This is a genomic window from Streptomyces sp. NPDC032091, from assembly GCF_055580265.1.
Genome location: NZ_JBVILR010000023.1, coordinates 1 through 25,706, shown reverse-complemented (window position 1 = coordinate 25,706; position 25,706 = coordinate 1). Strand labels below are relative to the sequence as shown.

Genomic DNA, 25,706 nt, shown 5'->3' with positions numbered 1-25,706 from the left:
CCTCACAAGCCGTGCGGGAGCGAGGGGGCGGCGCGGTCCGGCCCGCCCGCCGGGCCGTGGCCCGGGAACGCCGGGTCGGTGCCGGTCAGGTCGCGGCTGGCCGACCAGAGGCGTGCCGCGGTCTCCCTGTCGGCGAGGTGGCTCCAGAGGGGCTCGGTCCTGGGCGTGCCGCGCAGCCCGAACGCTCGGGGAGCCAGCATCCGGCCGCCGCGCACGCCCGGATCGAGCACGGCCCGCACGGCGGGCCATGCGGCGGCGTCCTTGCCCTGGACGACGAGGCGGAGCGGGAAGTGGCCCAGACGCGCGCCGGCGGTGCGGACGTGCACCGGCGGGCGCGAGGGGGTGAGGGAGTCGAGCGCGCCGCCGGGGTGCACGAGCACGCTCCGCGTCGTGCTGCCGACGGCCCGCAGGCGGCGGTCGAGTTCGAGGGCGAACAGCATCTGGGCCAGCTTGGAGCGCGCGTAGGTGCGCTTGGGCCGGTAGTCGTGCGTGCTCTGGAGGTCGTCGAGGTCCAGCCGTTCGGACTTGGCGGCGAAGCTGCCGGTGGTGACGATCCGGCTCCCCGGGGCGGCCGCGAGCAGCGGGGCGAGGTGGTGGGTCAGCGCGAAGTGTCCCAGGTGGTTCGTCGCGAACATCAGCTCGTGGCCGTCCCGGGTCGCGCGGCGCGGCGGGTGGTCGAGCGCGACGCCGGCGTTGTGGACGACCGCGTCCAGGCGGTCCAGCCCGAGCGCGTCCGCGCAGGCCGAGACCGAAGCGGGATCGGCCAGGTCCAGCGGCACGTGCCTCACCTCGGCGCCGGGCACGCGCGAGCCGATGGAGGCGATCGCCGCCGCGGCCTTCGCCCCGTCGCGGCTGCCGAGGACGACCGTGGCCCCGGTGCCGGCGAGCTGCTCGGCGACGAAGTACCCGATGCCCGCGTTGCCGCCGGTGACCAGGAAGGTCTTCCCTTCGGCGCGGGGCAGCCGGTGGACGTCCCACCGAGGGGTCGGGGGTACGGAGGGCGCGGACGGCATGGAGGGCTCCCGGGAGCTCGGTGTGGTCAGGAACGCGGACGGGCCCGCACGTTCCCGGCGGCCACGCCCGCTTCCACGCTCCCGGAGGCCGCCCACACCACGCCGACAGGCCGCCGTCCGCGCCGACATCCGGCCGACATACACGGCGTTCATCGGGTGCCGGTTCTGCTGTCCAGCAGCCGTCCGAGCGGCCAGGTGGTGATCAGGCGGTCCGGCCCCAGCCCGATCCGGGCCGCCCGCGCGTAGCCTGTGCTCTGCCAGTGCAGTTGTTCGGGCGCGTGGGCGTCGGTGTCCACGGCGAAGCGGCAGCCCGCGGCGGCGGCCAGCGCGAGCAGGTCGTCCGGCGGGTCGCGCCGCTCGGGCCGGCAGTTGATCTCCACGGCGGTGCCGGACTCCGCGCACGCGGCGAACACGGCCTCGGCGTCGAAGCGGGACTGCGGGCGCCCCCGGCCGGTGACGATGCGTCCCGTGCAGTGTCCCAGGACGTCGACGTGCGGGTTGCGGACCGCGGCCAGCAGGCGGGCCGTCATCGGCCCGGGCTCCGAGCGGAGCTTGGAGTGCACGGACGCCACGACGACGTCCAGCCGGGCCAGCAGGTCCTCTTCCTGGTCGAGCGAGCCGTCCTCCAGGATGTCGCACTCGATGCCCGTCAGCAGCCGGAAGTCCGGGCCCAGCTCGGAGTTCACGGCGGCCACGGCCTGCAGCTGGCTCCTGAGCCGGTCGGGGCTGAGCCCGTGGGCGATCGTCAGCCGTGGCGAGTGATCGGTCAGAACGGCCCACTCGTGGCCCAGGGCGCGGGCCGCGGCGGCCATGTCGTCGAGCGGGCTGCCGCCGTCCGACCAGTCGGAGTGCAGGTGGCAGTCCCCGGTGCTCGCCGCCGCGAGGCGCCAGCCGGCCCGGGCCTCCGGGCCGGCCTCGGCCTGCAGGCGGGCGAGGTAGGCCGGCACCGCGCCCGCCGAGGCCTGGGAGATCACCTCGGCGGTGACCGGCCCCACCCCGCGCAGCCGTTCGGCCTCGGCGACGTCCACCGGGCCCGGGGGCAGGCCGCGGACGGCGTCGGCCGCCGTGTGGAAGGCCCGCACCCGGTACGGGGACGCCCCGCGCCATTCGAGGAGGAAGGCGATCCGGCGCAGGGCCTCGTCCGGAGTCACGGCAGGGGGGTTCCGCCGGTGGCGTTGACGATCTCGCCGGTGATGTACGAGGCCCGGTCGGAGGCGAGGAAGACGTACGCGGGTGCCATCTCCGCGGGCTGCGCCGGCCGGCCCAGCGGTGACTGCTCGCCGAACTCCGTCGGGTCGGGCATCGTCGCGGGGATCAGCGGGGTCCACACCGGTCCCGGCGCGACGGCGTTGGCCCGGATGCCGCGCTCGGCGAGCAGCTGGGCCAGGCTGTGCGTGAAGGAGATGATCGCGGACTTGGTCATGGCGTAGTCGAGGAGGTGCGGGCTGGGCTGGTAGCCCTGCACGGAAGCCGTGTTGATCACCGATGCGCCGCGGGGCATGTGGGCCAGCGCGGCCTTGGTGAGCCAGAACATCCCGTACAGGTTGGTCTTCATCACCCGGTCGAACTGCTCGGTGGTGATCGCCTCGATCCCGTCGGGCTGGGACATCTGGTAGGCGGCGTTGTTGACGAGCAGGTCGATGCCGCCCAACTCGTCCACCGTCCGGCCGACGAGCGCGGTGCACTCGTCCTCGTGCCGGATGTCGCAGGCGACGGCCACGGCGGTGCGGCCGGCCCCGCGGACCAGGCGGACGGTCTCCTCCGCCTCGTCGGCCTCCTCGGGCAGGTGGGCGAGGACGACGTCGGCCCCCTCGCGCGCGAAGGCGAGGCAGACGGCCCGGCCGATCCCCGAGTCGCCGCCGGTGACCAGCGCCTTGCGGCCCTCCAGCAGGCCGTGGCCCTCGTAGGTGTCCTCGCCGTGGTCGGGGCGCGGGTCCATCGCCGCGGTCGAGCCGGGATGGTCCTGGTTCTGCTCGGGGAACGGAGGACGGGGGTGGAGCGTCACCGGATCGGTGAGGCGGGGGGTCCGGTCGTCGGAGGGCATGACGGTCTCCTTCCGGCAGGATCGGGGGCGGGTGTTCAGGACGAGGGCGGGTAGACGGCGGACTTGAGCCGGCGCGCCAGGTGCGCGGTGTTCGCGGCGAGGGTCCGGGTCGTGGCCGCGGTCTTCTCGGGAGTCTTGTCGAGGTCCTGGTAGTCGGTGCCCTGCATGGCTTCGCCGACCCAGTACGTGACGGCGTTCGGGGCGAGGGAGAAGCCGACGTCGTTGAGGCCCTGGAAGAGGTCCGCGCTGGCCTTGTGGGCGCCGTCCTCGTTGCCGACGACGCACACGGCGGCGGCCTTGCCGTAGGTGAGCATCCGCCCCTCGTCGTCGCTCTCGCCGAGTTCGGCGTCGAGGCGTTCCAGGACGCGCTGGGCGATGCTGGAGGGGTGGCCGAGCCAGATGGGCGTGGACAGGACAAGGATGTCGCATCCCAGGATCGTGTCGCGGATCTCCGGCCAGGCGTCGCCGTCCCCCATGTCGGCCTGGACGCCGGGTTTGACGTCGTGGTCGGCGATCCGGATCACTTTTCCGGTGACGCCGTGATCGGCCAGGGCCGCCATGGTCTGCTCCGCCAGCAGCTGGGAACTGGACGGCTTCGGCGACGGCGCGAGGGTGCAGACGAGTGCGACGGCGCGCAGCGGCGTGGTTTCGGTCGTGGTGTCCATGCGGTGCGGCTACCCGGAAGTCGGAGGCGCAAGCGGGTGTCCTGCCCTGCCCCATGGGGGTGGAGGGGCTCCGGCTGTACCCCTGACCGCGGTCGGCCGTGCGGGCGCGGCCGTTGGCAGCCGATGACCGCGAGCCGGGCCGGCGGCCGGGCCGTACGGCGACGACGAGCCGCAGCCGGGTCCCTGGATCCGGCCGGCCGGGCCGTCCGCGCCCGCCCGCGTTCCCGCGGGACGGCGACGCGGCCGGGTGGTTGAAGGCGACGTAGGCGGCCGCGCCGGCGTCGGCCGGCGTGGACCGGCTGTCGGGGGTGCCGGGGGCGCCGCCGAGCACGTCGATCACCGGCAGGCCGTCCGCGAGCCCGTCGGGGACGCCCTCGGGGTCGCAGGCGAGCCGTGCCTTCACCCGCGCCTGCCCGGCCTGGAGCCGCAGGCGGCCGGCCGGGTGCGGAGTCGCACGCCAGGAAGGCCGCGCCGCCGCGGGCGACGGCCACCAGCGCGAGGGCCAGCGCCGGCGTGCGCCGTGCGTGGACGGCGACCGTGTCGCCGCCCCGATCCCCGACTCCCGCAGCCGGGCGGCGGACGCGGCCAGGGGCGGCCCGAACGGAAGGGGACGCCCCCACCGCCCCGGCCCCCACGGCCGAGCCGGCGGCACCAGGTGCCCATGCACCCCCCGGGCCGGGGGCACGGACATCCGGCGGCGCGGCGGCCTCCCCGCCGGCCGCCGCCTCCCCGCGCACCCGGGGCCCGCGCCGCGCCGGGGGCACGGACATCCAGCGGCGGGGCGGCCTCCCCACTGCCCACCGCCTCCCGGACGGCCCCGCGCGCCCCGGGCACGCGCCGCGCCGCGGGGACGGCGTCGGCCGGCGCGCGGGCCTCCTCCAGCCGGGCGGGGTCCGCCCGCGGCTCGGCGTGCAGCACCCGCACGACCGGGGGCGCCGCCGCCAGGGGGCGTCGGGGGGCGAGGCGACGGGACACCCCGCCCCGCGCGCCGGCGCCTTCGCGCCGGACGGACCCCGGGCACGCCTCCCCCCCCGCTCCCGCAGCCGGCACCCGCACGGCGGCCGCGTCCCGGAGCCGCCCGCCCGTGGCCTCCCGACGGTCACCCCCCACGGCGCATCCCCGTGCCAATGGCTACGGCTACGGCTACGGCTACGGCTACGGCTACGGCACGCGCCGCGACGGCGCGGCCCCGTGCACATCGCCCCGACGGTGACGTCCACGCCCGCGAAAGCAGCCCCTGGAACGTCACTTGCCTCCACGGCAAGGCCCGACCCGGTGCCGGGGCCCGGGCCCTCCCGGGGCGTGTCGGACCCCTCATGCCGGGCGCCGCGCGTGGTTGGCTGGCTCCGGCCGACAGGCCGACGGGCCGACGGCGGGCGGCCCGGGCGGGCGGAAGAGTGGGTGCCGGTGGACGTGACGCGCAGGCGGTTGCTGAACGCCCTGTCCTGCGCCGGTGTCCCCCCGGTCCTCCGGGGCCGGTCCGCCGCCGGCGGCCCCGGGCGGGACGGCGTCCCGCAGGACGACGCCCCGTGTGCTCGGCTGCTCGCCAACCTCGTGGACCTGCTCGCGGGTACCGCCGCCTCCAACCGCCGGCCCGAGACCCGGGAGCCGCTCCGCGCCCTGGCCCGGGCGGCGCGGGCCGACCTCGCCGCCATGGACCGGGCCACGGGACGGGAGCTCTTCGCGGGGCTCCCCCTCGGCGACTCCGAGGCGCGGCTGGAGGAGACGTACCGGCGGCTGTACGGGATCGCTCTGGCCACCCGCCTCCCCGACGGCACCGCGCCCGGCCCGTCCGGCGACCCGGCCGCCCGGCGCAGGGTGCTCGGCGGGCTGGTCCGCCTGTACGAGGAGCACTACGGCGACCGGGCCCCGGCGAACCACGGCAACTGGTTTCCGTGGGAGATCGGCATCCCCCGCCACGCCGGGCGCACCCTGGCGCTGCTCGCACCGGAGGCCGCCGCGCTGTACCCCGGGCTGACGGCGGCGTACACGGCGGCGATGGACCGGCGACTGGGTCACGGCACGGGCGGTGACGTGGACCTGGACTCGCGGTTCCACACCGCCGCCAACCTCGCCGACATCACCACCAACCGCATGGTGCAGGGGGCGCTGCTCCGTGACCCCGCCAGGATCCGCAAAGCCGTCGCCGACCAGCTGACGGTGCTCGCGCCCCTCGACCCGTACGCCCCGAGGCACGGTGTCACCGACGGCTTCCACCGCGACGGTTCGTTCGTGCAGCACGGCTGCGTCGCCTCCACCGGCTCCTACGGCACGGCGCTGCTCACGCGCGTCGTGGAGGCGCTGTCCCTCCTCGACGGGACGGGCCTGGGGCCCGGGCCGGACGCGGTGGCGGCCGTGGCGGGGTGGGTCCGGGACGGCTTCGCCCCGCTGGTCTTCGAGGGCTGGATGACGGAGACCGTCAAGGGCCGGGCCCTCACCCGCCCGCAGGGCGGGTACGCCGACACACGGGCCGTGTGCGAGGCCGTCCTGGGGCTGTCCGCGCTCACCACGGGAGCCCGGGCGCGGGTCCTGCGGGCCTACGCCAGGCACCTGGGCGCCGGCTGCCGGGTCGACGGCGACCCGGCCGCGTTCGTCTCCCCGCTCTCCTTCGCGCGCTACGCCGACCTCCTCGCCGATCCCGCCGTGCGCCCCGCGGACCTGGCGCCCCGGCGCGGCAGCTTCGCCTTCAACGCCATGGACCGGACCGTCCACCGGCGCCCCGGCTACGCCTTCGTCGTGGCCCGCAGCTCCACGCGGACCGCCAAGTACGAGTACCTGAACGGCGAGAACCTCATGCCGTGGTTCCAGGGCGACGGGGCCCACCGCCTGTACCTGTCCGGCGAGGACCAGGGCCCGGGCCACGACGTCGGCCACTACGCCACCGTCTCCCCCTACGGCCTGCCCGGCGTGAGCGCCCCCGTCGAGCGCCGCCGTACCGTGCCCGAGCTCTACGGCGGCGCCCTGTACTACGACGACCCCTCGCACGTCCCGGCGTTCACGGCCTCCTCCGATGCGCAGAACGCCTACGTGTACTTCCCGCGCGGCACCGCCGCCTGGTCGGGCGGGACGGTCCTCGGCGCGTACGGCGCCGCGGGAATGGTCCAGAGCGACGACGCGGCGTTCCGGGACCGGGCCCTGCTGCCGCCCGGCTTCACCGTGTACCGCGGCGCGACGGCGACCAAGTCCTGGTTCCTCTTCGACGACGAGATCGTCGTCCTGGCGGCGGACGTCGGGGACCGCGCGGGACGCGCGGTGACGACGACGGTCGACGCCCGCACGGCGCACCCGGACGACCGGATCCTCGTCACCGGCGCCCTCCGCGACGGCCGCCCCTGGGCGGCGTCCGGCGGGGGAACGGCCCCGTGCGGCCTGCGGTGGCTGCGGTACGCCGATCCCACCCGGGGCACGGCCGTCGGCTACCTGTTCCTCGACGCGCCCCCCGTACGCGTCGGCCTGGACCTCGTCACCGGCAGCCCCCGGGCGCTGCGCCTGGCGAACCCGGCCGCCCCCGTTACCCGGCGGGTGTTCACGGCGGCCTTCGACCGGCCGGCGGGCGCGCCGCCGCTGCGGGCGGCGTGGGCCCTGGTGCCGCACGCCGACGAGGAGCGGCTGCGCGGCTACGGCCGGCGGGGCGGGCCCCTGCGGGTGCTGGCCAACACCGCCCGCCTCCAGGCCGTGGCGCACACCGGCCTCGGTCTGCTCGCCGCGAACTGCTTCGCCCCCGGCGCCCACGGGACCGCGGCCCTGCGCCTGGACGGGCCCGGCTCCGTGATCGTCGGCCGGCGGCCCGAGGGCGCGGCCCCCGGCACGGTACGGGTGGCGGTCTCCGACCCGACCACCGGGCGGCCCGCCGTGGGGGTGCTGCTGGCGGGCCGGTGGCTGCGGCCGGTGGAGGGCGACCCACAGGTGCGCGTACGCCACGTCCCCACCGGAACCCGCCTGGACGTGGACACCCGCCGGGCCTACGGCCGGAGCTTCACGGTCACGCTCCGGACGGACCCCGCGGACGCCGGCGTGGAAACTTTCGTTCAAGAGTGAGGTGCGCGGGCCTGGGAGCGGTCGATCACGCCTAGGGTTCACGCGGTCAACTTCCGTTCAAGAGAAGGCGTTCCATGTCGATTCCGCGCAGGACCTTACTCACCGGCCCGACCGCCGGAGCGGCCGCCGTCGTCGTCGGGGGCGGCGGGAGCGCCGCGGCCGCCGGGGGACCGCCGGCGGCGGGGGCGCCGTTGCTGCAGCGCACGCCCAGCCGTATCGGAGTGCCCGGTGTGGCCGGGCTGCACCTCCAGTTCGGGGCCGATCCCGCCACCGAGATGACCGTCTCCTGGATCAGCCCCCAGTCCGTGCGGCGCCCGCGGGTGCGCCTCGGGTCGCCGGACGGCGGCTCCGGGCGGGTGGTCGACGCGGAGACCCGTACCTACCGCGACGGGCTCTCCCAGCGCGAGGTGTACGTCCACCACGCCCGCATCACCGGGCTGCGGCCGGACACCGCCTACCTGTACTCGGCCGGGCACGACGGAGCCGCGCAGGAGACGGGGTCGTTCACCACGGCGCCGCGCGGCCGGACCGCGTTCACCTTCACCAGCTTCGGCGACCAGGGCACGCCCAACCTGCGCCGGACCCTCAAGTGGCCCACCAAGGACACCCCGCCGCCCCTCGGCCCCTTCCCGCTCTACACCAGCACCCAGGGCGGCACCGAGGCGTCCGGCGACATCGTGGCCGCGGTGGAACGGGTCGCTCCGCTGTTCAACCTGGTCAACGGCGACCTGTGCTACGCGGGCGTGGCCGGAGCCATCGGCGAGGACCGCGTGGCGACCTGGGCCGACTGGTTCATCGGCAACAGCCGTTCGGCGCGGCTGCGCCCCTGGATGCCCTGCGTCGGCAACGGCGAGACCGAGAAGGGCAATGGCCCCCTCGGCCTCACCGGCTACCAGACCTACTTCGCCCTGCCCGGCGCCGCCTCGGCCGCCGACCCCGCGACGCGGGGTCTGTGGTACGCCTTCACCGTCGGCTCGGTCCGGTTCGTCAGCCTGGCCAACGACGACGTCGCCATCGTCGACAGCGGCGACCTCTACCTGCGCGGATACTCCGATGGCGTGCAACGCCGGTGGCTGGAGCGGGAGCTGAAGGCCGCGCGGGCCGACCGGGGGATCGACTGGATCGTCGTCTTCATGCACCACCCGATGATCTCCAGCCACCGCAGTGGCGGCAGCGACCTCGGGGTGCGCCAGGAATGGGGCCCGCTCTTCGACGCCTACGGGGTCGACCTGGTGCTCTGCGGCCACGAGCACTACTACGAGCGCTCGCTGCCGGTCCGCGGCGCCCTGCCGAACGACACCCGGACCCCGATCCCGGTGTCCACCGCCACCGACGTGGCCGACACCGGCAAGGGCACCGTGCACATGATCATCGGCGGCGGCGGCAACTTCGCCACCACCCAGGACGACCTGTTCGAGGAACCCAAGGGCCGGGTCGTGGTCGAGGTGGGCAAGGAACCCGAGGGCCGGCACCGCAAGCCGGTCTACCTCACCGAGGACGCCCCCTGGCGCGCCGTCCAGGACCGCGTCCACCCCCACGGCTTCGCCGCCTTCGACGTCGACCCGGGCACCCGCGGCAGCGGACGCACCCGGATGCACGTCACGTACTACACCTTCGACGGCCCCTACGGAGAGCTGACCCCGGTCGACACCTTCGTCCTGGAGCGGCCCCGCGCGGACGCCCGGCACTGACCCCGCCCGCCCCGTGGGGCCGCCGCTCAGCCCTGCTCGCGGTGGCCCCACGGGGAGCCGTACGCCGTCAGCAGGTCCAGGAACGGGCGCGGCGCGAAGGCCTCCGGGCCGAGCACCCCGGACCGGTCCCAGACCCCGCCGGCCATGAGTTCGAGCGCCACCACCGGGTTGACCGCGGTCTGCCACACGACGGCCTGCGACCCGTACTCGCGCATCGACCACTGGTTGTCCACCACGTGGTACAGGTACACCTCGCGCGGCAGGCCGTCCTTGGTGCCCTTCACCCAGGTGCCCGCACAGGTCTTCCCCGACATGCGCCCGCCCAGCGTCGCCGGGTCGGGCAGGCAGGCGGCCACCACGTCGCGCGGGGAGACCCGTACCGGGGTGCCGTCCGCCCCGCGCACCGTGACCGGCCCGGTGGAGTCCAGGCCCAGCGCGTGCAGGGTCTTGAGCTTCCCGATGAAGTCCTCGCCCAGCCCGTACTTGAAGGTGACCCGCCGCGCGTCCACCCAGCGCGGGACCAGCAGCACCTCCTCGTGCTCCACGTTGACGCACTCGACCGGGCCGATGCCCTCCGGGAAGTCGAAGACCTCCGGCTCGCTGAAGGGCTCGGTGGTGAACCAGCCGCGGTCGCGTTCGTAGACCACGGGCGGGTTCAGGCACTCCTCGATCGTCGTCCAGATGTTGAACGACGGGGCGAAGTCGTACCCCTCGACGGTCAGGTTCGCCCCGTCGCGGATGCCGATCTCCTCGATCTCGTCGAACAGCTCGTCCGCCGCGTACCGCGCGAACACGTCCGACAGGCCGGGCTCCACGCCCATGCCCACCAGGGCCAGCCGCCCCGACTTCTCCCAGGCCTCAGCCCGGGCGAACTGCTCGTCGCCGAGCTTGACCCCGCACTCGGCGTACGGCAGGCCGGGGTGCGGGCGGGACAGCGACATCGCCATGTCCATGTAGTGGCAGTCCGCGGCGAGGGCCGCCTCGAACAGCGGCATCACGAAGCGGGGATCGGTCGCGTTCAGCAGCACGTCGCACCGCTCGCCGGTGAGGAGCGCGGCCACCGCGGCCCCGTCGGAGGCGTCGATCCGGCGGGCCGAGAACCGGCCGGATCCCTCGCCGAGCGCGTCCACCGCCGCCTCGGCGCGGGCGAGGTCGTAGTCGGCGACCACGAAGTGGTCGAAGAAGTCCCGGCGGGCCGCGATCCGGGTGATCGCGGTACCGACGCCGCCGGCGCCCACAAGCAGAACACGCATGACGAAACCCTCTCTCGGTGGGGTCCACGAACGGTCCGTGCCCCGTGCGAGGGATGAAAGCCGGGCCCGCGAGATAAGGTCAATGGTGTTGGCATAAGGTCCACCCATGGCCAAGCAAGTGGTTCCCGAGGGCGCCCGCAGACGGCGGCGCCCCACCCGGCAGGGCGTCGTCCTGTCCGAACGGCTGATCGTCGACACCGCCCTGCGCATGCTGCGCGAACACGGCAGCGCCGGCCTCTCCGCCCGCCGGCTCGGCGCCGCCCTCGGCGCCGACCCCAGCACCCTCTACCGGTACTTCGACGGCATGGACGGCCTGACCCTCGCCATCGGCGAGGAACTGATCGGCCGGGCCCTCGAAGGATGGTCCGCCTCCGGGGTATGGCGCTCCGACCTGCGAGAACTCGGGCTGCGCATCCACGGCGCCTACCTCGCCCACCCCCAGGCGGCCGTGCTGACCGCGAGCCGCGTCACCGGCCGGCCCCGCGAGATCGCCGCCGACGAGGCCGTCCTCGGCATCCTGCGCACCGCGGGATTCCCCGACCCGGAAGCGGTCCTGATCTACCACGCCTTCATCGACCAGAGCCTGGCCTTCGCCGCCCTCGACGCCGGCGCCCTCGCCCTGACCGAGGCCTCGCGGCTCTCCGACGAGCAGCAGTGGGAGTCCACCTACGCCCGGCTGCCGGCCGACGAGTACCCGCACATCGCCGCCACCGGACGCCTGCTCGCGGCCCGGATGAACCACAGTGCCTACCCGGTCGCCCTGGACATGCTCCTCGCGAGCGCCGAGGCCAGGCTCCAGGCGCCGCGCCCCCGCTGAACCCCCCGCGCCGCCCCGTCCGGCGGCCCTTATGCCAACACCATTGACCCCCGAGCGGCCGCGCGGGTTTCCTCGTCGCAGTTCACGCCCTGTTCACACCGCGCCCGGCAGCGGCGCGGCCCCCACACCGCACTCAGCACAGCGAGGGACGATGGCCGCAGACACCCCCACGGAGACCGCCGCCCGGCAGCACACCGAACCGGCGACGGCCACCGAACCCGCGACGGCCACCACCCCCACCGCCCCGGCCGGCGCGCTCAAGGCGGACGCGATCGGCTTCCTCGACGCCCTCGCCATCGGCCTCAACGCCACCTCACCCGCCTATTCGCTGGCCGCCGTCATCGGACCCCTGGTCGCCCTGGTCGGCGTGCACGCCCCCGGCGTCATGCTCGCCTCCTTCGTCCCGATGCTGCTCATCGCCTCCGCCTTCCACTACCTCAACCGCTCCGATCCCGACTGCGGCACGACCTTCTCCTGGGCCACCCGCGCCCTCGGCCCCACCACCGGATGGCTGGGCGGCTGGGCCATCGCGATGACCGGGGTGCTCGTCGTGGGCTCGCTCGCCGACGTCGCCGTCGGCTTCGGGCTGCTCGCCGTCGGCGCCGACGGCCTGGCCGGGAACGCGGCGGTCCGCGAGGCCCTGACCGTCCTGCTGATCCTGGTCATGTCCTGGCTGTGCGTACGGGGCACCGAGGCCTCGGCCCGTTTCCAGAACGCGCTCGTCCTGCTCCAGGTCGTCTGCCTCGTCGTGTTCGCGGCCGTCGCCCTGTACCGGGTCCACGCCGGCACCGGGAGCCTGGACGCCGTACGCCCCGCCGCCGGCTGGCTGAACCCCTTCGGCGCGGGCGGCTCCGCCCTCACCGGCGGGCTGCTGCTCGGCGTGTTCGCGTACTGGGGCTGGGAATCGGCCCTCAACCTGACCGAGGAGACCAAGGACTCCGCCAACGCCCCGGGCCGGGCGGGCATCTGGTCGACGGTCGTGCTCCTCGCGACCTACCTGTCCGTGGCCGTCGCCGTCGTCGCCTACGCCGGCACCGCCTACCTGGCGGGACGGGCCGACACCGAGGAGGACGTCTTCGCCGCCCTCGCCCACGAGGTGCTCGGCGGCTGGGACTGGATCCTGCTCCTCGCGGTCGCCACCTCGGCCCTCGCCTCGACGCAGACCACCATCATCCCCGCCTCCCGCACCGCCCTGTCCATGGCCCGCCGCCACGCCCTGCCCGCCCGCTTCGCCCGGATCGACACCCGCCGGGGCACGCCCGCCATCAGCACCTGGTGGGTCACCGGCACCGCCATCGTCTGGTACGTCGTCATCCACCGGATCAGCGAGAACGCCCTCGCCGACTCCCTCACCGCGCTCTCGCTGCTCATCGCCTTCTACTACGCCCTCACCGGCATCGCCTGCGCCGTCTGGTACCGCCGCCGGCTCACCCGGGGCCTGCGCCCCTTCCTGCTGCTCGGCGTGGGGCCGCTGGCCGGCGCGGCCCTGCTGGTCTGGCTGCTGGCCGAGTCGGTCCTCGACATGGCGGACCCCCGGAACTCGGCGAGCGCGACCGCCTGGTTCGGGCTGGGCGCGCCCCTGGTCATCGCCCTCTTCCTGGTCGGCGCCGGCGTGGTGCTCATGCTGGTGCGCCGGGCGGCGTCGGGTGCGTTCTGGCGCGAGCGCCCCGGCACGCACCCGGAAGCCCAGCCGTCCACCGAAGAGACGGCCTAAGCCCCGGCGGGCGGGCCGGCGTCCGCTCCGGGGGCGAGGATGCGGCCGTCGCGGAGTTCCACGACGCGGTCGGCGAGTTCGATCAGGTTCGGGTCGTGCGTGGCGACCAGGATGGTGACCCCCTTGCCGCGGACCACCGCGCGCAGGAGTTCCATGATCGACCGGCCGGTCTCCAGGTCGAGCTGGCCCGTGGGTTCGTCCGCGATGATCAGCTCGGGGTCGTTGGCCAGGGCGCGGGCCACCGCCACGCGCTGCTGCTGGCCGCCGGAGAGTTCGCCGGGGCGCTGCTCGGCGTGGTCCGCGAGGCCGACCAGGGCGAGCAGGGTGCGGGCGCGTTCCTCGCGCTCCCTGGCCGGGACGCGGCGCAGCCGCATCGGTATGCCGACGTTCTCGGCGGCGGACAGGACGGGGATCAGGCCGAACGACTGGAAGACGAAGCCGATCCGGTCGCGGCGCAGGGCGAGCAGGCCTGCTTCGTCGAGGGACGCCAGGTCGGTGCCGTCGAGGGTGATCCGCCCCGCGGCCGGGGTGTCGAGGCCGCCGACGAGGTTCAGCAGGGTGGTCTTGCCGGAGCCCGACCGGCCGCGCAGGGCAGTGAGTTCGCCCCGCCGGATCTCGAAGGACACCCCGCGCAGGGCGTGGACGGCCTGCGCTCCGCTGCCGAAGCTGTGGTGCACGTCGTCCACCACCACGATCGGCCCGTCGCCGTGCCCCTCCGCCGCCGTGTCCGCCGCCGTGTCCGTCGCCGTCGTGGGCTGATGGACCGTCATGAGATGTGATCCCCCGTGGAGTCGTGTGCGCGGCGCTCCCGGCCCCCTGCCTCCCGTACGGAGGGCCGCTGTCGTTTTCTGCTCACATTTGCGCACCTGTCTCACTCTTCACGCAAGTCCCTTCCGTCCATGATCCGAATCTGACAGCATCGTCCGCTATCCGGTAGCGAGAGTCCGGACGGGGGAGGATCGGAACACGTGCTCGGCTTCGTCGTGCGCCGGCTGCGCGGGCGCTGGCCCCTCGCGGTGGCCGCACTGCTCACCGTATTGATCACCACCACCGCGCTGACCGCGCTCGCCGCCTTCACCGACGGCGTGGCGCAGGAGGGGCTGCGCCGGGCGCTGACCGGCCCGGAGCGGTCACGGACCACCGTCGCCGTCACCAGCGGCCGGCCCGTCTCCTCGCGCGCCCAGGACGACGAGGCGGTACGGGCCTTCGCCGGCGAGGTGTTCGGCAAGCTGCCGGTGGCCTCCGAGAGCGTGGCCCGCAGCCGCTCCTACGGGCTCCCCGGCGCCGCCGCCGCGGGCCACGACGCCGACCTGACCGTCCTGGCCGCGCTCGGCCGGGACCACGTACGGCTGCTCGCCGGCGACTGGCCCCGGCCCGCGGCCGCCCCCGCCGGCGCCCCGGACCGGCCGCTCCAGGCGGCGCTGCCGCGCACCGCGCTCGCCCGCCTCGGGCTCGCCGAGTCCGCCCTGCCCGCGACCGTCCGGCTCGACGACCGGTTCGGCGGGCCCCCGCTCACCGTCCTGGTCACCGGCGTCTACCGGGCCACCGACCCCGACTCGGGGTACTGGCGGCTCGACCCCCTGGGCGGCCGCGAGATCCAGGTCGCGAGCTTCACCACCTACGGCCCGCTCATGGTGGACGACACGGCCTTCACCGAGGGCGGCGTCCTACAGGACTACCGCGGCACCCTCCTCACCCCCGACCTGAGCACGATCACCGGCGCCGAGGCCCGGGCCGTCCGCACCGCGGCCGGCCCCGCCGGCGCCGCCCTCAAGCGCACCACCTCGCTCCAGACGGCCACCGAACTGCCCGAACTGCTCGCCCGACTGGACTCCGGACTGCTCGTAGCCCGGTCCACCCTGCTCGTCGGCGCCCTCCAGCTCGCCGTCCTCTCCGCCGCCGCCCTCCTCCTGGTCGCCCACCTCGTGACGGCCCGCCAGGAACCGGAGCGGATCCTGCTCACCGCGCGCGGCGCCTCCCGCCGGCGCCTCGGCGCCCTGGGCGCGGCCGAGTCCCTGCTGCTCGCCCTCCCGGCCGCCGTCCTGGCACCCCTGCTCGCACCGCCCCTGCTGCGCCTGTTCGGCCGGTTCGGCCCGCTCGGCCGGGTCCACCTGGAGATCCCCGACACCTGGCTGGTCTGGCCGGTCGCGGCCGGCTGCGCCCTGGCCTGCGTCCTGCTCACGACCCTCCCCGCCGCCCTGCGCGGCGCCTCGGCCGCCGTCCTGCGCCGCGCCGGCAGCCGGCAGGCCCTGGTGACGGGCGCCGCCCGCTCCGGACTGGACCTGGCCGTGGTCGCCCTCGCCGTCCTCTGCCACCAGCAGCTGTCCCAGTACGGGGGCGTCGACGGCGCCACCCCGGACACCGGCCCCGCCGACGGCGGGCTCGGCGTGGACCCGGTCCTCGTCGCGGCCCCGGTCCTCGCCTTGTGCGCGGGCACGCTACTGGTCCTGCGGCTGCTGCCGTTCGCCGCGCGGGCCGGGGGACGGCTCGCGGCGCGCGGCCGGGGCCTCGGCCCCGCCCTGGCGGGCTGGCAGCTCGCCCGCCGGCCCGGCCGGGCCACCGGGCCCGTGCTGCTGCTCGTCCTGGCCGTCTCCAGCGGGGTCCTCGCCCTCGGCCAGCACACCGCCTGGTCCGCCTCCCAGCGCGACCAGGCGGACTTCGCGACCGCCGGCGGACTGCGGATCTCCGACAGCGGCATGTCCCCGATGGGACAGGGCGGACGCTACGGGTCCCTCCCGGGCGGGGACCGCCTGATCCCGGTCGTCCGCCAGGCCCAGCCGCTGCCGGGCGGGGGCACCGCCGACCTCCTCGCCCTGGACGCCGTCAAGGCGGGCGAACACGTACCCCTGCGCGCCGACCTGCGCGGCGGGCGCCCCATGCGGGAGCTGTTCGCCCCGCTCGCCGTACCCGGACCGGATGCCGCCGGAGGCCGGACGGGAGCCGCCCCCGCGGCACCTCCCGGAGTCACCCTGCCCGGCTCGCCCCGCCGCGTCGACCTCGACGTGACCGTACGGTCCGCCGGCACCAGCCGGTCCGCCGTGAGCCTGCTGCTGCGCGACCGGTACGGAGTCACCCACACGACACCGCGGGTCCCCCTGCCCGCCGGCGGCGACGCCACCCTCCGGTTCCCCCTGGACGCCCTGACCGACGCCCCGATCGGCTCCGCCGCCACCCCGCTGGCGCTGGCCGGCGTCCAGCTCTCGTACGCCGGGGACGGCGGCCCCGCGGGCGACGGCTCCGAACTGACCCTGCGCCGGATCGCCGCCTCCGACACCGCCGACGGCACGGCCGCACCGGTCGCGTCTCCCGCGGCACCCGCCGCGGCCGGCCCCGGGGCCACCGGAGGCTGGCAGCTGGCGCCCCCCTCCGAGCCCCGCTCCTCGGGCCTCCCCGTGCTGTCGCCCGCCGCACCCGGCTCCACCGACCTGCTGCGGCTGCGCTACTGGGGCGGGTTCGGCACCGACAAGGGCGTCCACGCCCTGCTGTTCCCCACCCCCGCCGCCCCGGTGGCCACCCCCGTCCCCGCCGTCGCCACCACCCGCTACCTGCGCGCCCTCGGCGCCTCCACCGGCGACACGGTGCACGTGACCGTCGGCGGGGTGACGGTCCCGCTGCGGATCACCGCCGCCGTCGAAGCCCTCCCCGTGGCCGGACGAACGGCCCTCGCCGTCGACCTGGGCACCCTCGGCCGGTTCCTCCTGGAAACGGCCGGCCGGGAGCCGGCCCCGCCCACCGAGTGGTGGCTGCCCGCCGCCTCGGCCACCGACCCCGTCCCGGCCCGCGTCGCCGACGCGCTCCGCACAGGGGTCAGGACCGAACGCGTCGAGCTCGGCTCCGAGATCACCGCCGGCCTGCTGGACGACCCGCTGAGCGCCGGCCCGCAGAGCGCGCTGGCCGCCCTCGCCGCCGCCTGCGCCGTCCTCGCCGCCATCGGCTTCGCGACCGCCACCGCCGCCGAACGCCGGGTGCGCGGGCGGGAGTTCTCGGTGCTGCTCGCGCTCGGCACCCCTCGCCGGTCGCTGGCCCGGGCCGCCGCCGCCGAGGGGGGAGCCCTGATCGTCCTCGGGACCGCGGTCGGGGCCGGGCTGGGCGTCGCCCTCGTCCATCTGATGGCGCCCCTGGTGGTGCTCACACCGGCCGCGACCCGGCCGTTCCCGCCCGTACGGGTGGACATGCCCCTCGGGCAGACCCTGCTCACGGCCGCCGCCATCGCGGCCGTCCCCCTGCTGTCGGCCGCGTTCGGCGGCCCCCGCGGCCGCGACATCGCCGCCCGGCTGCGCCCCGTGGAGGACATGTGACCACCCCGCCGCCGTCCACGACCCCGCAGTCCTCCCCGGCCCCGGACCACGCCGCCGCGCCGTCCACGGCCGCTGCCCGGCCCGGCCCGCGGCCCGCCCCGTGGGTCAGGACCCGGCTGCGGGCGGCGCGGCTGGGCAGCCTGCTCGCCGCCGTCCTGGCCTTCGTCGCCGTCCTGCTGGCCGCCGCGCTGCCACGCGCCCAGGACCGGGGCGCCGACCGGGCACTGCGGTCCTTCCTGGAACGCGGCGGACCCGCCTACACCAGCCTGGTGGCGACCGCCCCGCCCCCGAAGACGGGGCAGGGCACCGGTCCCCTCGACGCGACGCGGGGGACCCTGCTCGCCCACACCGGAGGCAGCTTCCGCGTCGACCCGGACGCGGTGGTGTACGGCACCTGGACCGTCAAGGGCCGCGAACTGTTGAACCCGGGACTCTCCGCCCCGTCCGGCCTGCCGCCCGTGACGCGGCTGCTCTACGTGCGGGACTCCCGCGCCCACGTACGGCTGGTGGAAGGACAGTGGCCGGACGACGCACCCGCCGCGGGAGCGGCACCCGGCGCCGCCGGTACCGGCGACGGGCCCCCGCTGCGCATCGCCCTCTCGCAGCGGGCCGCCCGGACCATCGGGGCCGGCCTCGGGACCGTCCTGACGACCTCGCGCGTGCCCGGCGGCGGCCTCCGCGCGGAGATCGTCGGCCTCTACACGGTCCCGGACGAGACCGAGGACTACTGGGTGGACCTGGGATGCCTCGCCTTCGCCTGCGAGTACTACCAGGGCGAGAACATGTACTGGGGCGCCGACGCCCTCGTCGGCGCCGCCGACCTCCCCCGCCTGGACGGCTGGAGCTCCACCGCCGAGGACTTCTGGCGGCTGCCGGTGGACACCGGCCGGCTGCGCGCGGACCGGCTCGCCGTCACCGAGCAGGACATCGCCTCGTACGTCACCGGACCCGTCGCCGCCGAACTCGTCACGCAGACCGGGCGGGACATGCTCCGCACCAACTCGCGGCTGCCCGAGCTGTTCACCCAGGCCCGGGCCCGCAGCCGGGCCGCCGCCCCGCTCGCGGCGATCGGGCCCGCCGGGGTCGCCGGGGTCGCCCTCGTCGTCCTGTGCCTGGCCGGCGCACTCGCCGCGGACCGCCGCGAGGCCGAGCTGAGGCTGCTGCTGGCCCGGGGCGGCTCACGCTCCGGCATCGTCGCCCGGCTGCTCGGCGAGGGCGCCGTCACCGTGCTCCCGGCGGCCGCGGCGGCCACCGCGCTCGCCGTCCTGTTGCTGCCCACGCCCCGGCTCGCGGCCTCGCTGCTCTCCGCCGGGGCCGTCGCCCTGCTCGCCCTGCTGGTCCTTCCGGTCCGCGCGGCCGTCCTGCTGACCCCGCCGCGGCCGCCCGCGCGGTGGCGCCGGCCCGTGGCCGAGCTGCTGGCCCTCGCCGCCACCGGCGCCGCCGTGTGGGAGGTGCGCCGGCGCGGGGTCGCCCCCGCCGGCGGCGACCCGGACCCCCTGCTGATCGCCGCACCGCTGCTGCTCGCGCTGTGCGGGGGACTGCTCCTGGCCCGGCTCCTGCCGCTCCTGACCGGATGGCTCGCCCGCGCCGCAGGCCACCGCCGCGGACTGGTCGGCTTCCTCGGGCTGGTACGGGCCGCGCGCGGCCCGGGCGGCCGCAGGGCCCGTACGCCCGGCCGCGGCCGGACCGGCCCCGCCGTCCTGCCGCTCCTCGCGCTGCTCCTGGCCGTCACGACCGGCGGGTTCGGGGCGGCGATCATGGACTCGGTGGACGCGGCCCGCGTCCAGGGGGCGCACCGCACGATCGGCGGCGACGCGGCGATCTCCTCGGTCGGCGGCAGGGCGCTCCCGGACGGGCTCGTCGAGGCGGCGGAGCGACTGCCGGGCGTGCGGACGTCCGTGGCGCTGTGGACGGACGACGACTCCTTCGTCCTCGGCACCGCCGAGGGCCGCACCCGGGTCACCCTGGTCGTCGCGGAGCCCGCCGCCTACGCGGCCCTGTCCCGCTCCCTGGGCTGCGGCGCCTTCGACCCCGACCCGCTCGGCGGCGGCGCCACGGGTTCCGCCGACGCCCCCGTGCCGGTGCTGTTCAGCGCCGGACTGGCCGCCCGGGCCGGCCCGGGCACCCACGCCCTGCGGCCGGGAGCGGGCGGGGAGCTGCGGGTCCGGGCCGCCGGCACCATCGACTGCACCCCCGCGCCGACGGGCCCGGGCGGCGAGACCGTCGTCCTGCCGGCCGGCCCCGCGACGGCCCTGGTCCCCGGCGGCGCCCGGCCCAACCTGTGGCTCGCCCTCGGCCCCGTCGACGCGGACCGGCTGCGCGCCCTGACCCAGGCCGCCCGCCCCACCACGCCGGCCGCGTCACCCGCCGCCGCCCCCGCACCGGACCGGCCCGCGGCCCCGGCCGCGGGCCGGGACCCGGACTCCGGGGCACGGCAGAGCGGCGAGCGGTACCTGGTGCGCACCAGCGCCGAGTACGTCGCCGAGCTGGGCTCCGATCCCCTGCAGGGCTCGGCCGAGCGCCTGTTCTGGTCCTGCGTGGCCGCGGCGGCCGGCTTCGCCCTGCTGGCCGTCCTCCTGACGCTGCTGCGGACCGTCCCCGAACGCGCGGCCCTGCTGGCCCGGCTGCGCACCATGGGGCTGCGCCGCCGCCAGGGCGTGGCGCTGATCCTCGCCGAGGCCCTGCCGCAGACCGTCGCCGCCGCGCTGGGCGGAGCCCTGGTGGCGGCGGCCGCGGTGGCCCTGCTGGGCCCGGCGATGGACCTGTCCACGCTGGTCGGCGCGAACGTGCCGACGGGAGTACGGCTCACCGCGGGGCCCGTGCTGACACCGGCCCTGGGCCTGGCCGCCCTGGTCGCCGCGGCCGTGCTCGTCGAGGCGGCGACGTCCGGGCGGCGGCAGATCACCACCGAGTTGAGAGCGGGAGACCAGCGTTGAACACCGACCAGCCGACGTACGAGGAACTCCGGCGCAGGGCGACGGCCGCCACGGCGCCGCGCACCCCCGCGGTGGACGCCGCCATCGTCTGCGACCGCCTGGTGCGGATCTTCAGCACGGACGGCATCGAGGTGCAGGCCCTCCAGGGGCTGGAGCTGACGGTCGCCCAGGGCGACCTGGTGGCCCTCGTCGGGGCCTCGGGCAGCGGCAAGTCCACCCTGCTGAACATCCTGGCGGGCCTGGACGTCCCGACCGCCGGCAGCGCGGCGGTCGCCGGCTACGACCTGCTGGAGCTGTCGGCGCGGGACCGGCTGCGCTACCGGCGCGAAGCCGTCGGGTTCGTCTTCCAGCAGACGGCCCGCAACCTGCTGCCGTTCCTGACGGCCGCCCAGAACGTGGCCCTGCCCATGCAGCTGCGGTCCGGAGGCGCCCGCCGCGGCGCCCGCGCCCGCCAGGCCGCCCGGGCCGCGGAGGTGCTGGACGCCCTCGGGATCGCCGACCTGGCCGACCGCCACCCGGCGCAGCTGTCGGGCGGCCAGCAGCAGCGGGTGGCCATCGCCGTGGCGATGGCCAACGACCCCAGGGTGCTGCTGGCCGACGAGCCCACGGGCGAACTGGACTCGGAGACCGCCGCGGCGGTCTTCGAGGCCTTCCGCACCGTGAACAAGGAGCTCGGCGTGACGGTGGTCATCGTCACGCACGACCCCATGGTGGCGGGCGAGGTCCGCCGCACGGTGGCGATCCGCGACGGCCGCACCAGCAGCGAGGTCCTGCGCAGCCTGGTCACCGACGAGCACGGCGAGGAATCGGTCAGCGAGCGCGAGTACGTGGTCCTCGACCGTTCGGGACGCGTCCAGCTCCCGCAGAAGTTCCTGGCGGCCCTGGGCATGGAACACCGCGTGGCGGTCGACCTGGCCCCCGACCGCATCGAGCTGCGACCCGACGCGAGCCGGTGACCGCCACCGGCGACGCCGTGCCGGGGCGTCAGCCGCCGCGCGCGCCGGGCCTGTCCTCGGCCTGCTCCCAGACGGCGAGGAACGCCATCCGCAGGCAGGTCGCCAGGGCGGGGTGCTCGATGTAGAGGGCGGTGGTGGCACGGGTGCCGGCCACCGGGTCGGGCATGTCGCACAGGACCAGCGAGGCGTCGGCGACGACGAGTTTGAGCGGGAGCCGCGCGGCGAAGCGGGACTCCTCCCCGGCTGCGGCGAACCGCCGTACGTTCTCGGTGACTTCGGGGTCGTCGAGCGCGTCGAGGGTGTAGACGGCGCGGGCGGTGCCGCCGGCCCGGCGCAGCCTGCGGACGGCCTCGATGCCCTCGTCGTTGGCCGGCGGCGCGACGAAGGGCGGCTTGCAGAGGCTCAGGAGCTCCCGTACGGCCTGCTCCTGGATGCGCGCGAACCGTGCGGCGATGGCCCGCGGATCGCGCAGGACCTCGATGTAGTCGAGCGGGTCGGTGTGCGTCCGGCCGTCGTTCCAGACGGGGGACAGGGCCCGGGTGAGCGCGACCGACACCTGGTCCAGGCGTTCCAGGGACTGACGCTGACGGGCCATCAGCCTCGCCAGGGCCAGTTCGGGGGCGACCGCCGAGAAGGCGGTGACCCGGCCCGGACGGGGGACGGCCAGCTGTCGCCGGACGAGCGCGTCGAGGACGTCGTAGACGCGCTGCCGGGGGACCTGCGCGGCGCGCGCCGCCTCGGCGGCGGTGTAGGACTCCCGCCGGACGAGCGCGAGGTAGACCAGCGCCTCGTAGCGGGAGAGCCCCAGGGCCACCAGATCGTTGACCGCGCCGTCGTCCGACTCCATGGAAGACACGGTATACGCGGCCAACACTGTTTCAGAGCCAACCCTTTGCCATGTGACGGGTGTCCCCTTGGCCTGAATCTCCATACCTTCGGCGTTGGCCACCACTGCACGTGGTGACAGCACGCGCACCGCCGCATCCGCGCCATCCGCACCCCCGCGCCGCCTCTCGGGTGTCATGTACCTGTCATGGCTTCGTCCTGCCCGGAATCCCTGCGACGCGGCAACCAACCCCCCATGGAGGGCAGTTCCTTGCGCAACGCCCTGTTCCAGCGCGTCGCACGGCCCAGCCGTCGCGGCGCGACCGCCTTACTCTCGGTGGCAGCCCTGATCTCCGGCGGCATGCTCGCCCTCGCGTCCCCGTCCGCCGTCGCGGCCGGACCCTCCGCCGGCCCGGCCACCGCCCCCGCCGCCGCGCCCACCCGTCGGCTGTGCTCCGAGCCGGCCCAGCGCGCCTTCATGGCCTGCCACGCCCTGGCCCGCACCGACGTCCCGCAGCACGCGAGCCTCGCGCCGGGCCTCCTGCCCTCCGGCTACGGCCCGGCCGACCTGCAGAGCGCCTACGCCCTGCCGGCCGCCGCCGGTGCCGGGGCGACGGTTGCCATCATCGACGCCTACGACGACCCGAACGCCGAGTCCGACCTGGCCGCCTACCGCTCCCAGTACGGCCTGCCGGCCTGCACCACCGCCAACGGCTGCTTCCGCAAGGTCGACCAGAACGGCGGGACGAGCTACCCCACCGCCGACTCCGGCTGGGCCGGCGAGATCTCCCTCGACGTGGACATGGTCAGCGCCGTCTGCCCCCAGTGCCACATCCTCCTGGTCGAGGCGAACCAGCCGTCCATGGCGGACCTGGGCGCCGCCGTGAACCGCGCCGTGACCATGGGCGCCAAGTACGTCTCCAACAGCTACGGCGGCGGCGAGGACTCCACCGACCCCGCCTCCGACGCCTCCTACTTCAACCACCCGGGCGTGGCCATCACCGTCAGCTCCGGCGACAGCGGCTACGGCGTCGAGTACCCGGCCGCCTCCCAGTACGTCACCGCGGTCGGCGGCACCTCCCTCAGCCGCGCCGGCGGCACCACCCGCGGCTGGTCCGAAAGCGTCTGGGGCACCGGCTCCGGAGGCAACGGCGCCGGCTCCGGCTGCTCGGCCTACACCACCAAGCCCTCCTGGCAGACCGACACCGGCTGCGCCAAGCGGACCGTCGCCGACGTCTCCGCCGTCGCCGACCCGGCCACCGGCCTCGCGGTCTACGACAGCTACCAGGCCAGCGGCTGGAACGTCTACGGCGGCACCAGCGCCTCCGCGCCGATCATCGCCTCCGTGTACGCCCTCGCGGGCACCCCGGCCGCCGGCTCCACCCCGGCGTCCTTCCCCTACGCCCACACCGCCGCCCTCAACGACGTGACCAGCGGCGCCAACGGCTCCTGCGGCGGCGGCTACCTGTGCACCGCCAAGCCCGGCTACGACGGCCCCACCGGCCTGGGCACCCCCCAGGGCACCGCGGCCTTCACCGGCGGCTCCACCGGCGGCAACACCGTCACCGTGACCAACCCCGGCAACCGCTCCACCGCCGTGGGCACCGCCGCCACCCTCCAGATCCAGGCCACCGACTCCGCGAGCGGCCAGACCCTCACCTACAGCGCCACCGGCCTCCCGCCCGGCCTCTCCGTCAATGCCTCCACCGGCCTGATCGGCGGGACGCCCACCACCGCGGGCACCTACAGCGTCACCGTCAGCGCCAAGGACACCACCAACGCCACCGGCAGCGCCTCCTTCACCTGGACCGTCACCCCCACCGGCGGCAACTGCACCCCGGCCCAGCTCCTCGGCAACCAGGGCTTCGAAACCGGCACCGCCCCCTGGACCGCCAGCACGGGCGTGATCGACAACAGCGCCGGCGAGGCCGCCCACTCCGGCTCCTGGAAGGCCTGGCTCGACGGATACGGCTCCACCCACACCGACTCGCTCTCCCAGACGGTGACCATCCCGGCCGGCTGCCACGCCACCCTCAGCTTCCACCTCCACATCGACACCGCCGAGACCACCACCACCGTCGCCTACGACAAGCTCACCGTGCAGGCCGGCTCCACCACCCTGGCGGGCTACTCCAACCTCGACAAGAACTCCGGCTACACGCAGAAGACCTTCGACCTGTCCTCCTTCGCGGGCCAGACGGTCACGGTCAAGTTCACCGGAACCGAGGACTCCAGCCTCCAGACCTCGTTCGTGATCGACGACACCGCCCTCACCACCGGCTGACCCTCACCACCGCCGACGGCGGGGCACCGCACACCCGTGCGGTGCCCCGCCCCCGTCGCCCGCCCCGTCCTGACGAGGAAGCCGTCGAAACGCCCCAGGAGTCGGACAGCCCGAGCCCACCGAGCGAGAGCCGACCCGTGTGCCCGGAAGGGGCCCGGTCAGCCTCCGGCCGCGGGCTGGTCCAGTTCCGGGTCGCTACCGGAGGGTGTCGAAGGACTGGCGGGCGCTGAAGTGGTACAGCCCGACCTTGGGCCGGGCGACCGTTCCCGGCGTGGCGAGCGGAAGGCTGGTGCTGTCCGCGTTCGGCATGTGGCTCGGGTCGGCCAGGACGTGGATCTCGTCGGCGAGGGGCCCGGGAACGCCGGCCGGGTTGAGGTCCACCGCGGCGAAGGCGGTGGCGCCGGGCCGCACGGGATGGGCCGGAGCGCCGCCGAGGCCGTCGGGGGCCGTCGCCTGGACACCGAGGGTGGAGCCCTTGGCGCTGAAGCCGACGGCGGGGTGCAGGTCGAGTCCGCAGACGGTGGAGCCGTTGTTGGTCACCGTGATGACGCGGACCGTCGCCGGGAAGCCCTGCGGAGCGGTGACCTTGACGGTGAGGTTCCGCGCGGAGCAGGGGTGGGTGTACGCGTAGGCGTCGTCCTCGGCGCCCTTTCCGTCCGGCGAGGGGCTCGCCGCGGACGTCGGGGCGGCGGTGCCGGACGGCGTCGGGGCCGGCGTCGCGGTGGCCGTCGGAGCCGGGGCGGCGTCGGAGGCCGCCGCGGAGCGGCTGGTGGCGGGTGGCGCGGGCGCCCCGCCGGCGGAGCCGGAGCCCTCGCAGGCGGTGAGGGCCAGAGCGAGCCCGACGAGGGTGGCCAGGGCCGTGGACCGGCTCCGGTGGAGGTGCATGAGGGAACTCCCCGTGTGTCGTACGTGCGGGGCGGAAGCCGCCCGGGTCTTGATCCACTATGACCCGGGCGGCCCCTCACGCGGACGCTCCGCGCCGGTCGGCTACTTGGCGCCGAGGCCGGCGTCGGAGAGCTCGGGCTTGCCGGCGGCCTTGAGGACCTTGTTGAGCAGGGTGAGGTCGTAGATGCCGGTGAGGTCGGGCTTGTCGAGGAGCTTGGCCTTGACGGCCCAGTCGGACTCGGTCTTGAGGGTGGAGGCGAGGGGGTCGTCGGTGACGAGGATGGACT

General features: G+C 75.9%; 16 protein-coding genes and 1 pseudogene. 8 read left to right on the top strand and 9 right to left on the bottom strand.

What is annotated here, in order from left to right:
• Positions 1 to 2 precede the first annotated feature (2 nt).
• From ACZ5NJ_RS30035 to ACZ5NJ_RS30020, 4 genes are all read right to left on the bottom strand, one after another.
• The gene (locus tag ACZ5NJ_RS30035) at positions 3 to 1,013 is read right to left on the bottom strand and encodes an SDR family NAD(P)-dependent oxidoreductase (RefSeq protein WP_468768878.1); all 1,011 of its coding nucleotides are present in this window, start codon (positions 1,011 to 1,013) and stop codon (positions 3 to 5) included.
• Positions 1,014 to 1,162: 149 nt separating this feature from the next.
• Positions 1,163 to 2,164 carry a PHP domain-containing protein gene (locus ACZ5NJ_RS30030; RefSeq protein ID WP_468768876.1) on the bottom strand — a complete coding sequence of 334 codons (1,002 nt, stop codon included), beginning with the start codon at positions 2,162 to 2,164 and terminating at the stop codon, positions 1,163 to 1,165.
• Positions 2,161 to 3,057 (bottom strand): SDR family oxidoreductase, encoded by an 897-nt coding sequence (locus ACZ5NJ_RS30025; RefSeq protein WP_468768875.1) that lies wholly within the window; start codon positions 3,055 to 3,057, stop codon positions 2,161 to 2,163. The genes ACZ5NJ_RS30030 and ACZ5NJ_RS30025 overlap by 4 nt, the downstream gene beginning before the upstream one ends.
• A gap of 35 nt (positions 3,058 to 3,092) precedes the next feature.
• Entirely contained in the window at positions 3,093 to 3,722 is a 630-nt protein-coding gene (locus tag ACZ5NJ_RS30020; protein ID WP_468768873.1) for a flavodoxin family protein, read from the bottom strand.
• A 1,407-nt stretch (positions 3,723 to 5,129) separates the two neighbouring features.
• On the opposite strand from ACZ5NJ_RS30020, the gene ACZ5NJ_RS30015 reads away from it, so the two are divergent.
• Positions 5,130 to 7,760 (top strand): polysaccharide lyase family 8 super-sandwich domain-containing protein, encoded by a 2,631-nt coding sequence (locus ACZ5NJ_RS30015; RefSeq protein WP_468768872.1) that lies wholly within the window; start codon positions 5,130 to 5,132, stop codon positions 7,758 to 7,760.
• Between the two features lie 74 nt (positions 7,761 to 7,834).
• Positions 7,835 to 9,451 carry a purple acid phosphatase family protein gene (locus ACZ5NJ_RS30010; RefSeq protein ID WP_468768871.1) on the top strand — a complete coding sequence of 539 codons (1,617 nt, stop codon included), beginning with the start codon at positions 7,835 to 7,837 and terminating at the stop codon, positions 9,449 to 9,451.
• A 26-nt stretch (positions 9,452 to 9,477) separates the two neighbouring features.
• Here the strand turns inward: ACZ5NJ_RS30010 and ACZ5NJ_RS30005 are convergent, their stop codons facing one another.
• On the bottom strand, positions 9,478 to 10,704 hold the full coding sequence (locus tag ACZ5NJ_RS30005) for a saccharopine dehydrogenase family protein (RefSeq protein WP_468768869.1): 1,227 nt from the start codon (positions 10,702 to 10,704) through the stop codon (positions 9,478 to 9,480).
• Positions 10,705 to 10,810: 106 nt separating this feature from the next.
• Between ACZ5NJ_RS30005 and ACZ5NJ_RS30000 the strand changes: the two genes are divergently transcribed.
• Both ACZ5NJ_RS30000 and ACZ5NJ_RS29995 read left to right on the top strand, forming a co-directional pair.
• Positions 10,811 to 11,521 (top strand): TetR/AcrR family transcriptional regulator, encoded by a 711-nt coding sequence (locus tag ACZ5NJ_RS30000; protein ID WP_468768868.1) that lies wholly within the window; start codon positions 10,811 to 10,813, stop codon positions 11,519 to 11,521.
• A gap of 151 nt (positions 11,522 to 11,672) precedes the next feature.
• Positions 11,673 to 13,235: an APC family permease gene (locus ACZ5NJ_RS29995; RefSeq protein ID WP_468768866.1), complete on the top strand. Its 1,563-nt coding sequence runs from the start codon at positions 11,673 to 11,675 to the stop codon at positions 13,233 to 13,235.
• Here ACZ5NJ_RS29995 and ACZ5NJ_RS29990 read toward each other — a convergent pair.
• Positions 13,232 to 14,005, bottom strand: coding sequence for an ABC transporter ATP-binding protein (locus ACZ5NJ_RS29990; RefSeq protein WP_468768865.1), 774 nt, complete (start codon positions 14,003 to 14,005; stop codon positions 13,232 to 13,234). The genes ACZ5NJ_RS29995 and ACZ5NJ_RS29990 overlap by 4 nt on opposite strands.
• A gap of 198 nt (positions 14,006 to 14,203) precedes the next feature.
• Here ACZ5NJ_RS29990 and ACZ5NJ_RS29985 point away from each other — a divergent pair, with 198 nt between their 5' ends.
• From ACZ5NJ_RS29985 to ACZ5NJ_RS29975, 3 genes are read left to right on the top strand one after another with little or no spacing between them, the layout of a single operon-like run.
• Positions 14,204 to 17,533: an FtsX-like permease family protein gene (locus ACZ5NJ_RS29985; RefSeq protein ID WP_468768863.1), complete on the top strand. Its 3,330-nt coding sequence runs from the start codon at positions 14,204 to 14,206 to the stop codon at positions 17,531 to 17,533.
• A complete protein-coding gene (locus tag ACZ5NJ_RS29980; protein WP_468768862.1) occupies positions 17,530 to 20,469 on the top strand; it encodes a hypothetical protein in 2,940 nt (979 codons plus the stop codon). The genes ACZ5NJ_RS29985 and ACZ5NJ_RS29980 overlap by 4 nt, the downstream gene beginning before the upstream one ends.
• Positions 20,466 to 21,425 (top strand): ABC transporter ATP-binding protein, encoded by a 960-nt coding sequence (locus ACZ5NJ_RS29975; RefSeq protein ID WP_468768860.1) that lies wholly within the window; start codon positions 20,466 to 20,468, stop codon positions 21,423 to 21,425. The genes ACZ5NJ_RS29980 and ACZ5NJ_RS29975 overlap by 4 nt, the downstream gene beginning before the upstream one ends.
• A gap of 28 nt (positions 21,426 to 21,453) precedes the next feature.
• On the opposite strand, the gene ACZ5NJ_RS29970 is transcribed toward ACZ5NJ_RS29975, so the two are convergent.
• The gene (locus tag ACZ5NJ_RS29970) at positions 21,454 to 22,272 is read right to left on the bottom strand and encodes a TrmB family transcriptional regulator (RefSeq protein ID WP_468768858.1); all 819 of its coding nucleotides are present in this window, start codon (positions 22,270 to 22,272) and stop codon (positions 21,454 to 21,456) included.
• 234 nt (positions 22,273 to 22,506) lie between these two features.
• Here ACZ5NJ_RS29970 and ACZ5NJ_RS29965 point away from each other — a divergent pair, with 234 nt between their 5' ends.
• On the top strand, positions 22,507 to 24,534 hold the full coding sequence (locus tag ACZ5NJ_RS29965) for a putative Ig domain-containing protein (protein ID WP_468768857.1): 2,028 nt from the start codon (positions 22,507 to 22,509) through the stop codon (positions 24,532 to 24,534).
• A gap of 195 nt (positions 24,535 to 24,729) precedes the next feature.
• Here the strand turns inward: ACZ5NJ_RS29965 and ACZ5NJ_RS29960 are convergent, their stop codons facing one another.
• Together ACZ5NJ_RS29960 and ACZ5NJ_RS29955 are read right to left on the bottom strand one after the other, a co-directional pair.
• The gene (locus ACZ5NJ_RS29960; protein WP_468768855.1) at positions 24,730 to 25,419 is read right to left on the bottom strand and encodes a DUF4232 domain-containing protein; all 690 of its coding nucleotides are present in this window, start codon (positions 25,417 to 25,419) and stop codon (positions 24,730 to 24,732) included.
• 102 nt (positions 25,420 to 25,521) lie between these two features.
• Positions 25,522 to 25,706: pseudogene (locus ACZ5NJ_RS29955) on the bottom strand (sulfate ABC transporter substrate-binding protein); the annotation flags it as partial.